Consider the following 13,788-nt stretch of genomic DNA (forward strand, 5'->3'; position numbering starts at 1 on the left):
GAACCACTGAGTGCAAGTCACCGTCAACGAGCGCGACGCCGTCCAGAGCGTCGCCACGGCACACCCGGCCGCCAACGGGCAATCGCAGGGACAGGGGATGGACAAGCTGGTGATCGAAGGCGGTCGCCGGCTGTCGGGCGAAATCGTCGTGTCGGGCGCGAAGAATGCCGCGCTGCCGATTCTGTGCGCGGGGCTGCTGAGCGCCGAGCCGGTCGAGCTCGACAACGTGCCGAACCTGAAGGACGTGCGCACCACGCTGAAGGTACTGGGCCAGATGGGCGTGAAGAGCGAAACCGACGGCTGCCGCGTGCAGCTCGATGCATCGCGTGTCGACAACCTCGTCGCGCCGTACGAGCTCGTCAAGACGATGCGCGCGTCGATCCTCGTGCTCGGGCCGCTGCTCGCGCGCTTCGGCGAGGCGAAGGTGTCGCTGCCGGGCGGCTGCGCGATCGGCGCGCGTCCGGTCGACCAGCACATCAAGGGCCTGCAGGCGATGGGCGCCGAGATCAGCATCGAGCACGGCTTCATCGAAGCGCGCGCGAAGCGCCTGAAGGGCGCGCGCATCGTGACCGACATGATCACGGTGACGGGCACGGAAAACCTGCTGATGGCCGCGACGCTGGCCGACGGCGAGACGGTGATCGAAAACGCGGCGCGCGAGCCGGAAGTGAGCGATCTCGCACACTTGCTGGTCGCGATGGGCGCGAAAATCGACGGCATCGGCACCGACCGCCTCGTGATCCAGGGCGTCGAGCGGCTGCACGGCGCACGTCACTCGGTGATTCCCGACCGCATCGAGGCCGGCACGTTCCTGTGCGCGGTCGCGGCGGCGGGCGGCGACGTGATGCTGACGGGCGTGCGCCCGCACATCCTCGACGCGGTGATCGACAAGCTGCGCGAGGCCGGCGTGTCGATCGAGGAAGGCGACAGCTGGCTGCGCGTGAAGATGGACCGCCGCCCGCAGGCGGTGACGATCCGCACGTCGGAATACCCGGCGTTCCCGACCGACATGCAGGCGCAATTCATGGCCCTCAATTCGGTCGCGACGGGCACCGCGCAGGTCGTCGAAACCATTTTCGAGAACCGTTTCATGCACGTGCAGGAGCTGAACCGGCTCGGCGCGAACATCACGGTCGACGGCAACACGGCGCTCGTGACGGGCGTCGACAAGCTGTCCGGCGCGAACGTGATGGCGACCGATCTGCGCGCATCGGCGAGCCTCGTGATCGCCGCGCTGCGCGCCGAAGGCGAAACGCTCGTGGATCGCATCTATCACCTGGACCGCGGTTACGACCGCATGGAAACCAAACTGACCGCCGTCGGCGCGAACGTGCGCCGCCTCTCCGGGAGCCAAGCATGACCGCGCCGCTGACCCTCGCCCTGTCGAAGGGCCGGATTTTCGAGGAAACCCTGCCGCTGCTGGCAGCCGCCGGCGTGCAGGTGACCGAGGATCCGGAAACGTCGCGCAAGCTGATCCTGCCGACCACCAATCCCGACCTGCGCGTGATCATCGTGCGCGCGAGCGACGTGCCGACCTATGTCGAATACGGCGCGGCCGATTTCGGCGTGGCCGGCAAGGACGTGCTGGTCGAGCACGGCGGCTCGGGCCTGTACCAGCCGATCGACCTGAACATTGCGCGCTGCCGGATGTCGGTGGCCGTGCCGGCCGGTTTCGACTACGAGAACGCGGTGCGCCAGGGTGCGCGCCTGCGGGTCGCGACCAAGTACGTCGAAACGGCACGCGAACACTTCGCCGCGAAGGGCGTGCACGTCGACCTGATCAAGCTGTACGGCTCGATGGAGCTGGCGCCGCTCGTCGGGCTGGCCGACGCGATCGTCGACCTCGTCAGCTCGGGCGGCACGCTGAAGGCGAACAATCTGGTCGAGGTCGAGGAGATCATGGCGATCTCGTCGCGCCTCGTCGTGAACCAGGCTGCGCTGAAGTTGAAGCGCGCCGCGCTCAAGCCGATTCTCGACGCGTTCGAACGCGCGTCGCAGAATGGCAATTGAGCGCATCACCGTAACGGAACTCCCATGGCCATCACCATCCGCAAACTCGATTCGACCAGCGACGGCTTCGACGCCGCGCTGCGTGCGGTGCTCGCGTTCGAGGCGAGCGAGGACGAAGCGATCGAGCAGTCGGTCGCGAAGATTCTCGCCGACGTGAAGTCGCGCGGCGACGCCGCGGTGCTCGAGTACACGAATCGCTTCGACCGGCTGGACGCGAAGAGCGTCGCCGCGCTGGAGCTGCCGCAGGATGCGCTGCAGACGGCGCTCGACGGCCTCGCGCCGAAGGCGCGTGCGGCGCTCGAAGCCGCTGCCGCCCGCGTGCGGGCGTATCACGAGAAGCAGAAGATCGAGTGCGGCACCCATAGCTGGCAGTACACGGAAAGCGACGGCACGGTGCTCGGCCAGAAGGTCATGCCGCTCGACCGCGTCGGCCTGTACGTGCCGGGCGGCAAGGCGGCCTATCCGTCGTCGGTGCTGATGAATTCGATTCCGGCGCGGGTCGCGGGCGTCGGCGAGATCGTGATGGTCGTGCCGACCCCGGACGGCGTGAAGAACGACCTCGTGCTCGCCGCGGCGCTGCTCGGCGGCGTCGATCGCGTGTTCACGATCGGCGGCGCGCAGGCGGTCGGCGCGCTCGCGTACGGTACGGAGACGGTGCCGGCGGTCGACAAGATCTGCGGGCCCGGCAACGCCTATGTCGCGTCGGCGAAGCGCCGCGTGTTCGGCACGGTCGGCATCGACATGATCGCCGGCCCGTCGGAAATCCTGGTGCTGTGCGACGGCACGACCGATCCGAGCTGGGTCGCGATGGACCTGTTCTCGCAGGCCGAACACGACGAGCTCGCGCAGTCGATCCTGCTGTGCCCGGACGCCGCGTTCATCGAGCGCGTCGAGAAGGCGATCGCCGAGCTGCTGCCGACGATGCCGCGCCAGGACGTGATCCGCGCGTCGCTCGAAGGCCGCGGTGCGCTGATCAAGGTGCGCGACATGGCCGAAGCGTGCCGGATCGCGAACGACATCGCGCCGGAGCATCTGGAAATTTCCGCGCTGGAGCCGCAGCAATGGGGCCAGCAGATCCGCCATGCCGGCGCGATCTTCCTCGGCCGCTACACGAGCGAAAGCCTCGGCGACTACTGCGCGGGCCCGAACCACGTGCTGCCGACGTCGCGCACCGCGCGCTTCTCGTCGCCGCTCGGCGTGTACGACTTCATCAAGCGCTCGAGCCTGATCGAAGTCAGCGCGGAAGGCGCGCAGACGCTCGGCGAGATCGCGTCCGAGCTCGCTTACGGCGAAGGGCTGCAGGCGCACGCGCGCAGCGCCGAACTGCGGATGAAGGGGTGACACGCGCCGGAGCCGATACCGACGTATCGCTCCGGTCGACGAGGAGACCCCGCGCAAGGCGGCAGCCGCCGCCTTGCCACCATTTGACGCCGGCGCGACGCACGCCGGCTTGAGACCATGACGACGCCACAAGACATCATCCGCCGCGACGTGCTCGCGATGACGAGCTACCCGGTGCCCGACGCGAGCGGGTTCGTGAAGCTCGACGCGATGGAGAACCCGTATTCGCTGCCCGCGCCGCTCGCGGCGGCCCTCGGCGAGCGCCTCGCGCAGGTCGCGCTGAACCGCTACCCGGCGCCGCGCCCGGGCGCGCTGCTCGACAAGCTGCGCCGCACGATGGGCGTGCCGGCCGCGTGCGACGTGCTGCTCGGCAACGGCTCCGACGAAATCATCAGCATGATGTCGATGGCGTGCGCGAAGCCGGGCGCGAAGGTGCTCGCGCCGGTGCCGGGCTTCGTGATGTACGAGCTGTCCGCGAAGTTCGCGCAGCTCGAATTCGTCGGCGTGCCGCTCAAGGCCGACCTGACGCTCGACGCCGACGCGATGATCGCGGCGATCGCCGAGCACCGGCCCGCGCTCGTCTATCTCGCGTACCCGAACAACCCGACCGGCACGCTGTACGACGAAGCCGACGTCGAGCGGATCATCGCGGCCGCGCAGCACAGCCTGATCGTGATCGACGAGGCGTACCAGCCGTTCGCGGAGCGCTCGTGGCTGCCGCGCGCGGCCGAGTTCGACAACGTCGTCGTGATGCGCACGGTATCGAAGCTGGGCCTGGCAGGCATCCGCCTCGGCTATCTCGCCGGGCTGCCCGCGTGGCTCACCGAATTCGACAAGGTGCGCCCGCCGTACAACATCAACGTGCTGACCCAGGCGAGCGCCGACTTCCTGCTCGACCACCTCGACGTGCTCGACGCGCAGGCGGCCGAACTGCGTGCGGAACGCACGCGCCTCGCGCAGGCCGTGGCCGCGCTGCCGGGCGCGACGGTGTTCCCGAGCGCCGGCAATTTCCTGCTGGTGCGCGTGCCGGATGCGGCGGCCGTGTTCGATGCGCTGCTCACCGAGCGGGTGCTGGTCAAAAACGTGAGTAAAATGCATCCGTTGCTGGCCGAATGCGTGCGGCTGACCGTCGGTTCTCCCGACGAAAACGCGCGCCTGCTGGCTGCCTTGAAACTCGCGCTGCCCGGTTGAGCCCAGGGCGCGGCGCGCGACGATCAATCCCCATTTACATCAGACTCAATCAAGGAATTGCCATGCGTGTGGCGGAAGTCGTTCGCAATACCAGCGAAACGCAGATCCGTGTGAAGCTCGATCTCGACGGTACGGGCCGGCAGAAGCTGGCCACCGGCGTGCCGTTTCTCGACCACATGCTCGACCAGATCGCGCGACATGGTCTGATCGATCTCGAGGTCGAAGCGCATGGCGATACGCATATCGACGACCACCATACGGTCGAGGACGTCGGCATCACGCTTGGCCAGGCCGTCGCGAAGGCGGTCGGCGACAAGAAGGGCATCCGCCGTTACGGCCATTCGTACGTGCCGCTCGACGAGGCGCTGTCGCGCGTCGTGATCGATTTCTCGGGCCGGCCGGGTCTCGAATTCCACGTGCCGTTCACGCGCGCGCGGATCGGCACGTTCGACGTCGACCTGTCGATCGAATTCTTCCGCGGGTTCGTGAACCACGCGGGCGTCACGCTGCACATCGACAACCTGCGCGGGATCAACGCGCACCACCAGCTCGAAACGGTGTTCAAGGCCTTCGGCCGGGCGCTGCGTGCGGCGGTGGAGCTCGACGAGCGCGCGGCGGGGCAAATTCCGTCGACGAAGGGCAGCCTCTAACCTCCGAACGGGCAACGCCAAGGACAACCTCACGGCTTCGGCGCGGCGCGCCGGCTTGCGATGGATCTGCTCAAATCGTTCATTTCGCTGCTCGCGCTGATCAACCCGGTCGGCGCGGTGCCGTTCTTCCTGAGCCTGACGGCGCAGCAGACGGACGACGAGCGGCGCCGCACGATCCGGATCGCGTCGGTGTCGGTGTTCTGCGTGATGACGGTGACGACGCTGCTCGGGCAGCAGATCATCGACTTCTTCGGCATTTCGGTCGGCTCGCTCGAAGTGGGCGGCGGGATCATCATGCTGCTGATGGCGATCAACATGCTGAACGCGCAGATCGGCAACACGCGATCGACGCCGGAGGAGCGCCACGAAGCCGAGATGAAGGACAACATCGCGGTCGTGCCGCTGGCGATTCCGCTGCTCACGGGCCCCGGCTCGATCAGCACGGTGATCATCTACGCGGCGAACTCGCATCACTGGTATGAGCGAGCCGGGCTCGTCGCGATCGGCGCGATCCTGGCTCTGTTGTGTTTCCTCGCGATGCGGCTTGCCGAGCCGATCGCGAACTGGATCGGCCGCACCGGCATCAACATCGCCACGCGGCTGATGGGTTTGATGCTGTCGGCGCTGGCGGTGGAATTCATCGTCAATGGACTGAGGGCGCTACTGCCTGCACTGAGATGAAAACTTCGATTGCGATTGTGGATTATGGGATGGGCAACCTGCGCTCGGTCGCGCAGGCGCTCAAGAAGGCCGAACCGGCCGCCGACGTGGCGATCGTCGACACGCCGGCCGCGATTCGCGCGGCCGACCGCGTCGTGCTGCCCGGCCAGGGCGCGATGCCGGACTGCATGCGCTGCCTCGGCGAATCGGGGTTGCAGGACGCGGTGCTCGAGGCGTCGCGCACGAAGCCGCTGCTCGGCGTGTGCGTCGGCGAGCAGATGCTGTTCGACTGGAGCGCGGAAGGCGACACGAAGGGTCTCGGCCTGCTGCCCGGCAAGGTCGTGCGTTTCGACCTCGCCGGCCAGCTGCAGGACGACGGCTCGCGCTTCAAGGTGCCGCAGATGGGCTGGAACCGCGTGCGCCAGTCGCAGCCGCACCCGCTGTGGGACGGCGTGCCCGACGACGCGTATTTCTACTTCGTACACAGCTATTACGTGACGCCGGACAACCCGGCGCATACGGTAGGCGAAACGGCCTACGGCGCGCCGTTTACGTCCGCGGTCGCGCGGGACAACCTCTTCGCGACCCAATTCCACCCGGAGAAAAGCGCGGAGGTCGGGTTGCGTCTGTATCGCAACTTCGTACACTGGAAGCCGTAAAACGTGGTGCGCGAGCCACAGTCGACCAGGCCGAACGGCCTGTCGCGCGTGGCACGCGAGCTTGGGCGCCGAAAGAGTTGTACTAAACTAGCGAGACGGCGCGGCACCGGTTTGGCCGGGACGCGCCTGATTCTTTTCATTTTCCACGACGACACCCGATTGCTATGCTGCTGATTCCGGCCATCGATCTCAAAGACGGTCAGTGTGTGCGCCTTAAACAGGGCGATATGGACCAGGCCACGATTTTCTCCGAGGACCCGGCGGCGATGGCCCGCAAGTGGGTCGATCTCGGCGCCCGGCGGCTGCATCTCGTCGACCTGAACGGCGCGTTCGCCGGCAAGCCGAAGAATCTCGAGGCGATCGAAGCGATCCTCGACGAAGTCGGCGACGAAATCCCCGTGCAGCTCGGCGGCGGCATTCGCAGCCTCGAGACGATCGAGAAGTATCTCGACGCCGGCCTGTCCTACGTGATCATCGGCACCGCTGCCGTGAAGAATCCGGGCTTCCTGCAGGACGCGTGCACCGCGTTCGCCGGCAGCATCATCGTCGGGCTGGACGCGAAGGACGGCAAGGTCGCGACCGACGGCTGGAGCAAGCTGACCGGTCACGAGGTGATCGATCTCGCGCGCAAGTTCGAGGACTACGGCGTCGAATCGATCGTCTACACCGACATCGGCCGCGACGGGATGCTGCAGGGCATCAACATCGACGCGACCGTGAAGCTCGCGCAGGCGGTCGGCATTCCGGTGATCGCAAGCGGCGGCCTGTCGAACCTCACCGACATCGAGAATCTCTGCGAAGTGGAGGAGCATGGCGTCGAAGGCGTGATCTGCGGCCGCGCGATCTACTCCGGCGATCTCGATTTCGCGGCCGCGCAAAAGCGCGCGGACGAACTGAACGGCGAACTCGACGACGCGTAAGCGGCGTCGTTCCGCTCGCCGGGGCTGCCAGCAGGCGGCTCCCACCGGGCGCCTCGCACGAGGCGTCCGAAACCGGCCGTCCCACCGCGGCCCATGGCGCAACATCATGGCTCTAGCTAAACGCATCATCCCCTGCCTGGACGTGACTGCCGGGCGTGTCGTCAAGGGCGTCAACTTCGTCGAACTGCGCGATGCCGGCGATCCCGTCGAAATCGCGCGTCGCTACGACGACCAGGGCGCCGACGAACTGACGTTCCTCGACATCACCGCGACCTCCGACCAGCGCGACCTGATCCTGCCGATCATCGAGGCCGTCGCATCGCAGGTCTTCATTCCGCTGACCGTCGGCGGCGGCGTGCGCGCCGTCGAGGACGTGCGGCGCCTGTTGAACGCGGGCGCGGACAAGGTCAGCATGAACTCGTCGGCGGTCGCGAACCCGCAACTCGTGCGCGACGCGGCCGACAAGTACGGCTCGCAGTGCATCGTCGTCGCGATCGACGCGAAGCGCGTGTCGGCCGATGGCGAAGCGCCGCGCTGGGAAGTCTTCACGCACGGCGGCCGCAAGAACACGGGCCTCGACGCGATCGAATGGGCGCGCAAGATGGCCGAGCTCGGCGCGGGCGAAATCCTGCTCACGAGCATGGACCGCGACGGCACGAAATCGGGCTTCGACCTCGCGCTCACGCGCGGCGTGTCGGACGCGGTGCCCGTGCCGGTGATCGCGTCGGGCGGTGTCGGCTGCCTGCAGGATCTGGCGGACGGCATCAAGGACGGCCGCGCGGACGCAGTGCTGGCCGCGAGCATCTTCCACTACGGCGAGCACACGGTCGGCGAGGCAAAGCGCTTCATGTCCGACCAGGGCATCCCGGTGAGGCTGTGATGAATACCGAAACGAAATCCCTGCCCGCGTGGCTCGAGAAGGTCCGCTGGGACGATAACGGCCTCGTGCCGGCGATCGCGCAGGAAGCGTCGACGAACGACGTGCTGATGTTCGCGTGGATGAACCGCGAAGCACTGGCGAAGACGATCGAGACGCAGCGCGCGGTCTACTATTCGCGTTCGCGCAAGCGCTTGTGGTTCAAGGGCGAGGAGTCGGGCCACGTGCAGCATGTGCATGAGGTGCGGCTCGACTGCGACGAGGACGTCGTGCTGCTGAAGGTCGAGCAGGTGTCGGGCATCGCGTGCCACACCGGCCGGCATTCGTGCTTCTTCCAGAAATTCGAAGGCAACGTGGACAGCGGCGACTGGGTCGCGGTCGATCCGGTGCTGAAAGACCCCGAACACATCTACAAATGACGCAATCGACCGAAGATACGCTGCTGCGCCTCGCGGCCGTGATCGATAGCCGCAAGGGCGGCGACCCCGACCAATCGTATGTATCGCGCCTGTTCCACAAGGGCGACGACGCGGTGCTGAAGAAGATCGGCGAAGAGGCGACCGAAGTCGTGCTGGCCGCGAAGGACGTGCGCCAGGGCGGCGCGCCGACCGCGCTGGTCGGCGAAGTGGCCGATCTGTGGTTCCACTGCCTCGTGATGCTGTCGCATTTCGAACTGAGCCCGGCCGACGTGATCGCCGAGCTCGAGCGCCGCGAAGGGCTGTCGGGCATCGAGGAAAAGGCGCTGCGCAAGCGTCGCGAGCGCGAGGAAAACGGCGGCTGACCTGCATGGGCCCGCCGCGGTGGCAACAGTGCGGTAAGCTGTAAGAATTGTCATCTAACGGGGGTAGCATCATGACCGATACGCCGAGCCAGTTCCCGACGCCGTCGGTGCCGGGCGCCGCGGACGCCGAGCGACTGAATGGTCTGCGTACGCTTACGCACGTGCTGTACGGCCTCTACGCAATTCATTGGCTGACGGGCGGCGTCACCGGCATCATCGCGATCATCATCAACTACGTGAAGCGCGGCGACGTGGCAGGCACGCCGTATGCCGACCATTTCGAGTGGCAGATCCGCACGTTCTGGCGCGCGCTGATCGCATACGTGATCGGCTTCGCGCTGATGTTCGTGGTGGTGGGATTCGCGATCATGTTTGTCACGTGGATCTGGACGCTGTACCGTATCATCAAGGGTTGGCTGTACCTGAACGACAACAAGACGCTCGATCCGCAGGCCTGGTTCTGACGGCGCGCGGGCGTTTCGCAGGAGCAACATGAGTCACGATCCGAATTGCCTGTTCTGCAAGATCGCGGCGGGCGAGATCCCGAGCACGAAGGTGCACGAGGACGACGAATTCGTCGCGTTCCGCGACATCCGCCCGGCGGCCGAGACGCACGTGCTCGTGATTCCGCGCCGGCACGTGCCGACGCTGTCGGCGGCCAGTGACGCCGATGCGCCGATGCTGGGCCGGCTGATGCTGCTCGTCGCGCGGCTGGCCGATCAGCTTGGCGTCGCGTACACGGGCGGCGAGACCGGTTTTCGCACGGTGATCAACACGGGGCCGGGCGGCGGGCAGGAGGTCTACCACCTGCACGCGCATATCCTCGCCGGCCCGCGCCCGTGGCAGCGGATGGGTTGACGCAGCGGGGCGTTTCCCCGCATCGATAGTCGAAGCCGGCGTGCCGCCGGCGATTTGCGCCGCGACGCGGCGTGGTTGAGGAGAGGTTTCATCATGGGTGGATTGAGCATTTGGCACTGGCTGATCGTGCTGCTGATCGTCGCGCTGGTTTTCGGTACGAAGAAGTTGCGCAACATCGGCAACGACCTCGGCAGCGCCGTGAAGGGTTTCAAGGACGGCATGAAGGACGGCGAGACGCCGGCGGACGCGCAGCAGCTGCCGCGTTCGGGCACGGTCGACGTCAACGCGAAGGAAACGACGCGTTCCGACTCGAACAAGGCGTAACGCCGGCACGCTGACAGGCATTCGCGATGCTGGATCTCGGTCTTTCGAAGATGGCGCTGATCGGCGTCGTCGCGCTCGTGGTGCTCGGCCCCGAGCGCCTGCCGCGCGTCGCGCGCACGGCAGGCGCGCTGTTCGGCCGTGCGCAGCGGTACATCAACGACGTGAAGGCCGAGGTCTCGCGCGAAATCGAGCTCGACGCATTGCGGACGATGAAGACCGATTTCGAGACGGCCGCGCGCAATGTCGAGACGACGATTCACGACAACCTGCGCGAGCACGAGAAGGAACTGAACGACACGTGGCATTCCGCGGTCGGCGGTCTCAACGAAGGCTCGGTCGATGCCGGCCTGTACGGCTCCGACACGTCCGCCGCGCCGTCGTGGCGCGGCAGCACGGCCGCGCTCGCGCGCAAGCGTCGTAACTGGCGTGTGAAACAGGCGGCGACGCCTGTCTGGTACAAGCGCGCGACGACCCGCCGCACGCACGTGCAGTCGGGCGCCGCGCGTGTCGCGCGCCACCAGCCGGCCAGCCTGCGCCGGCCGACGCGCTTCTTCTGAGCCGAGCGCATGCTCGCTCGTCAATCCTACCGAGGGCCGGTGTGAGCGACCCCCAGCAGAATCCGGGCGATGCCCCGGAAGAAACCTTCATTTCCCATCTCGTCGAGCTTCGCGATCGCATCATTCGCGCGGGGCTGGCCGTGATCGTCGTGTTCCTCGGGCTCGTGTACTGGGCGCCCGACATCTTCCGGCTGCTCGCGCGGCCGCTGATGGAGAACCTGCCGAAGGGCGGCAGGATGATCGTCACGGACGTCACCGGCTCGTTCTTCGTGCCGATGAAGGTCACGATGCTCGTCGCGCTCGTGATCGCGCTGCCGATCGTGCTGTACCAGATCTGGGCGTTCGTCGCGCCGGGGCTGTACCAGCATGAGAAGAAGCTCGTCATGCCGCTCGTCGGCAGCAGCTACTTCCTGTTCCTGTGCGGGATGGCGTTCGCGTACTTCCTCGTGTTCCCGACGATCTTCCGCGTGATGGCGCACTACAACGCGCCGCTCGGTGCGGAGATGTCGACCGATATCGACAACTACTTGAGCTTCGTGCTCGGGATGTTCATCGCGTTCGGGGTCACGTTCGAGGTGCCGATCATCGTCGTGCTGCTCGTCCGGATGGGCGTGCTCTCGCTGCAGAAGCTGAAGGAGATGCGGCCGTACGTGATCGTCGGCGCGTTCATCGTCGCGGCGGTCGTCACGCCGCCGGACGTGTTCTCGCAGTTGATGCTCGCGCTGCCGCTCGTCGTGCTGTTCGAGGTCGGGCTGCTCGCCGCGCGATTCTTCGTGCCGAAGCCGACAGAAGAACCCGAGGCCGAGAACAACGGTGCCGCGAGCTGATTAACGCGCAAACGGTGACGCAGAACGCGCCCTCACCGTGGAGCATCCTCGGCACAAGGTAAAAAGGGCAGCTCGATCTCGAGCTGCCCTTTTGCTTTCCGGCAGCGGGCGGCGCAGACGCGCCGGCCGCCCGGTGTCATTCGGAGTCGCCGTCCTGTTCGTCGACCGCCTGCTTCGGCGGCGGCGGGCGCTTGCCGATCACGACACTCACGTCGAACTGCTTGCCCTTGCGCACGACGTGCACCTTGGTCGCCGTGCCCGGCTTGATCTGCGCCACGGTGTTCAGCAGCTTCGTCGTGTCGGTGATTTCGTCGCCGTTCACGCTCACGAGGATGTCGCCGGGCTTGATGCCGGCCTTGTCGGCCGGGCCGCCCTGGAGCACGCCCGCGACGATCGCGCCCGACTTCTGCTGGAGCCCGAACGACTCGGCGATTTCCGGCGTGACGTCCTGCGGCTCGACGCCGATCCACCCGCGCGTGACCGAGCCCGTCGTGATGATGCTTTCGAGCACGGTGCGCGCGGTCGACACCGGAATCGCGAAGCCGATGCCGAGCGAGCCGCCCGAACGCGAGTAGATCGCCGTGTTGATGCCGAGCAGGTTGCCGTTCACGTCGACCAGCGCGCCGCCCGAGTTGCCGGGGTTGATCGGCGCGTCGGTCTGGATGAAGTTCTCGAACGTGTTGATGCCGAGGTGATTGCGGCCGAGCGCGCTGATGATCCCCATCGTGACCGTCTGGCCGACGCCGAACGGGTTGCCGATCGCGAGCACGACGTCGCCGACCCGCGACTGGTCCGAACGGCCGAGCGTGATCGTCGGCAGGTTCGTCACGTTGATCTTCAGCACGGCGAGGTCGGTTTCCGGGTCGCTGCCGATCACTTTCGCGGTGGCCGTGCGGCCGTCGGGGAGCGCGACTTCGATCTGGTCGGCGCCGTCCACGACGTGCTGGTTCGTTAGAATGTAACCTTCCGGGCTCACGATAACGCCGGAGCCGAGGTTGGCGGCCGGTTCGTCCTGCTGCTTGCGCGCGTTGCGGTCGCCGAAGAAGTAGCGAAACAGCGGATCTTTCGCGCGCGGATCGGGCGGCAGCGAGCCGTCCTTGCTGGAGAATACGTTGACGACGGCCGGCATCGCCTTTTGCGCGGCTTCGGCGTACGACGTGGTCGCGGGTGCGCCACCGATGCCCGGCGCGACTTCCCGCAGCGCGACGATCGGCGTGGCAAGCTGCTTGCCGAGCTGTCCTTGCCGTTGCAGCCATTGCGGCTTGAGCGTCACGACGATGAACATCAGCGCAAGCAGTACGGTCACCGCCTGCGCGAAGAACAGCCAGAAGCGTCTAAGCATCTGAATGGATTAGAGGTTTATATGGATCGGATCGAACTTGAATTGTACTTGAACAATACCCTTGAAACCGCGCGCTTCAAGGACTATTGCCCGAACGGCCTGCAGGTCGAGGGGCGCCGCAAGATCGAAAAGATCGTCACCGGCGTGACGGCCTCGGTCGCGTTGCTCGAGGCCGCGCTCGAATGGGGGGCGGATGCGGTGCTCGTCCATCACGGCTATTTCTGGCGCAACGAGGCACCGCAGATCACCGGTCGCAAGTATCAGCGGCTGAAGCTGCTGCTCGCGAACGATCTGAACCTGTTCGCGTTCCACCTGCCGCTCGACGCGCATCCGGAGTTCGGCAACAACGCGCAGCTCGGCAACAAGCTCGGCCTGATCGGCGAACAGCGGTTCGGCGACGGCGACCTCGGCTGGATGGCCACGCTGCCGATGGCCGTCACGCTCGAGCACTTCGTCGCGAAGGTCGAGCGCACACTCGGCCGCACGCCGCTCGTGCTGGGCGATCCCGACATGCAGCTGCGCCGGATCGCGTGGTGCACGGGCGCCGCGCAGAGCTATTTCGATGCGGCGATCGACGCGGGCGCCGACGTCTTTCTGACCGGCGAGGTGTCGGAATCGGTCACGCACGCGTCGGCCGAGAGCGGCGTCGCGTTCGTTGCGGCGGGGCACCATGCGACCGAACGGTACGGAATCCAGGCACTTGGGCGTCACTTGTCCGAAGAATTCGATATCGAACACCTTTTTATCGATATCCATAATCCGGTCTGAACGCGGGATTTGCGGCGGCGCAT

18 protein-coding genes are annotated in these 13,788 nt (G+C 66.5%); 17 read left to right on the forward strand and 1 reads right to left on the reverse strand.

What is annotated here, in order from left to right; translation table 11 throughout:
* Positions 1 to 10: 10 nt before the first annotated feature.
* From murA to tatC, 16 genes are all read left to right on the forward strand, one after another.
* Entirely contained in the window at positions 11 to 1,360 is a 1,350-nt protein-coding gene (gene murA / locus C7H84_RS12420; protein ID WP_121859076.1) for a UDP-N-acetylglucosamine 1-carboxyvinyltransferase, read from the forward strand.
* Positions 1,357 to 2,010: an ATP phosphoribosyltransferase gene (gene hisG, locus C7H84_RS12425; protein WP_121859077.1), complete on the forward strand. Its 654-nt coding sequence runs from the start codon at positions 1,357 to 1,359 to the stop codon at positions 2,008 to 2,010. The genes murA and hisG overlap by 4 nt, the downstream gene beginning before the upstream one ends.
* 24 nt (positions 2,011 to 2,034) lie before the next feature.
* On the forward strand, positions 2,035 to 3,351 hold the full coding sequence (gene hisD, locus C7H84_RS12430; RefSeq protein ID WP_121859078.1) for a histidinol dehydrogenase: 1,317 nt from the start codon (positions 2,035 to 2,037) through the stop codon (positions 3,349 to 3,351).
* A gap of 117 nt (positions 3,352 to 3,468) precedes the next feature.
* Entirely contained in the window at positions 3,469 to 4,542 is a 1,074-nt protein-coding gene (gene hisC / locus C7H84_RS12435) for a histidinol-phosphate transaminase (RefSeq protein ID WP_121859079.1), read from the forward strand.
* Positions 4,543 to 4,604: 62 nt separating this feature from the next.
* A complete protein-coding gene (gene hisB / locus C7H84_RS12440; protein ID WP_006765368.1) occupies positions 4,605 to 5,192 on the forward strand; it encodes an imidazoleglycerol-phosphate dehydratase HisB in 588 nt (195 codons plus the stop codon).
* Between the two features lie 60 nt (positions 5,193 to 5,252).
* Positions 5,253 to 5,873, forward strand: coding sequence for a YchE family NAAT transporter (locus C7H84_RS12445; protein WP_121859080.1), 621 nt, complete (start codon positions 5,253 to 5,255; stop codon positions 5,871 to 5,873).
* A complete protein-coding gene (gene hisH, locus C7H84_RS12450) occupies positions 5,870 to 6,511 on the forward strand; it encodes an imidazole glycerol phosphate synthase subunit HisH (RefSeq protein WP_121859081.1) in 642 nt (213 codons plus the stop codon). Before C7H84_RS12445 ends, hisH begins: the two co-directional genes overlap by 4 nt.
* 164 nt (positions 6,512 to 6,675) lie before the next feature.
* Positions 6,676 to 7,431: a 1-(5-phosphoribosyl)-5-[(5-phosphoribosylamino)methylideneamino]imidazole-4-carboxamide isomerase gene (hisA, locus tag C7H84_RS12455; RefSeq protein WP_121859082.1), complete on the forward strand. Its 756-nt coding sequence runs from the start codon at positions 6,676 to 6,678 to the stop codon at positions 7,429 to 7,431.
* Positions 7,432 to 7,537: 106 nt separating this feature from the next.
* A complete protein-coding gene (gene hisF / locus C7H84_RS12460; protein ID WP_121859083.1) occupies positions 7,538 to 8,311 on the forward strand; it encodes an imidazole glycerol phosphate synthase subunit HisF in 774 nt (257 codons plus the stop codon).
* Positions 8,311 to 8,727: a phosphoribosyl-AMP cyclohydrolase gene (gene hisI, locus C7H84_RS12465; RefSeq protein WP_121859084.1), complete on the forward strand. Its 417-nt coding sequence runs from the start codon at positions 8,311 to 8,313 to the stop codon at positions 8,725 to 8,727. The genes hisF and hisI overlap by 1 nt, the downstream gene beginning before the upstream one ends.
* The gene (locus tag C7H84_RS12470; protein WP_121859085.1) at positions 8,724 to 9,089 is read left to right on the forward strand and encodes a phosphoribosyl-ATP diphosphatase; all 366 of its coding nucleotides are present in this window, start codon (positions 8,724 to 8,726) and stop codon (positions 9,087 to 9,089) included. Before hisI ends, C7H84_RS12470 begins: the two co-directional genes overlap by 4 nt.
* 71 nt (positions 9,090 to 9,160) lie before the next feature.
* The gene (locus tag C7H84_RS12475; protein ID WP_040143134.1) at positions 9,161 to 9,553 is read left to right on the forward strand and encodes a membrane protein; all 393 of its coding nucleotides are present in this window, start codon (positions 9,161 to 9,163) and stop codon (positions 9,551 to 9,553) included.
* A 28-nt stretch (positions 9,554 to 9,581) separates the two neighbouring features.
* Positions 9,582 to 9,947: a histidine triad nucleotide-binding protein gene (locus C7H84_RS12480; RefSeq protein WP_121859086.1), complete on the forward strand. Its 366-nt coding sequence runs from the start codon at positions 9,582 to 9,584 to the stop codon at positions 9,945 to 9,947.
* Between the two features lie 93 nt (positions 9,948 to 10,040).
* Positions 10,041 to 10,271 (forward strand): Sec-independent protein translocase subunit TatA, encoded by a 231-nt coding sequence (gene tatA, locus C7H84_RS12485; RefSeq protein ID WP_121859087.1) that lies wholly within the window; start codon positions 10,041 to 10,043, stop codon positions 10,269 to 10,271.
* A gap of 26 nt (positions 10,272 to 10,297) precedes the next feature.
* Positions 10,298 to 10,828 carry a Sec-independent protein translocase protein TatB gene (gene tatB / locus C7H84_RS12490; RefSeq protein ID WP_121859088.1) on the forward strand — a complete coding sequence of 177 codons (531 nt, stop codon included), beginning with the start codon at positions 10,298 to 10,300 and terminating at the stop codon, positions 10,826 to 10,828.
* 41 nt (positions 10,829 to 10,869) lie between these two features.
* A complete protein-coding gene (tatC, locus tag C7H84_RS12495) occupies positions 10,870 to 11,655 on the forward strand; it encodes a twin-arginine translocase subunit TatC (protein ID WP_121859089.1) in 786 nt (261 codons plus the stop codon).
* Between the two features lie 136 nt (positions 11,656 to 11,791).
* On the opposite strand, the gene C7H84_RS12500 is transcribed toward tatC, so the two are convergent.
* Positions 11,792 to 12,997 (reverse strand): Do family serine endopeptidase, encoded by a 1,206-nt coding sequence (locus C7H84_RS12500; protein WP_121859090.1) that lies wholly within the window; start codon positions 12,995 to 12,997, stop codon positions 11,792 to 11,794.
* 21 nt (positions 12,998 to 13,018) lie between these two features.
* Here C7H84_RS12500 and C7H84_RS12505 point away from each other — a divergent pair, with 21 nt between their 5' ends.
* Positions 13,019 to 13,765, forward strand: a complete 747-nt coding sequence (locus C7H84_RS12505; protein ID WP_121859091.1) for a Nif3-like dinuclear metal center hexameric protein — start codon at positions 13,019 to 13,021, stop codon at positions 13,763 to 13,765.
* Positions 13,766 to 13,788: the final 23 nt, after the last annotated feature.

The sequence above is a fragment of the Burkholderia sp. Nafp2/4-1b genome, from assembly GCF_003635165.1.
Classification (GTDB): Bacteria; Pseudomonadota; Gammaproteobacteria; order Burkholderiales; family Burkholderiaceae; genus Burkholderia.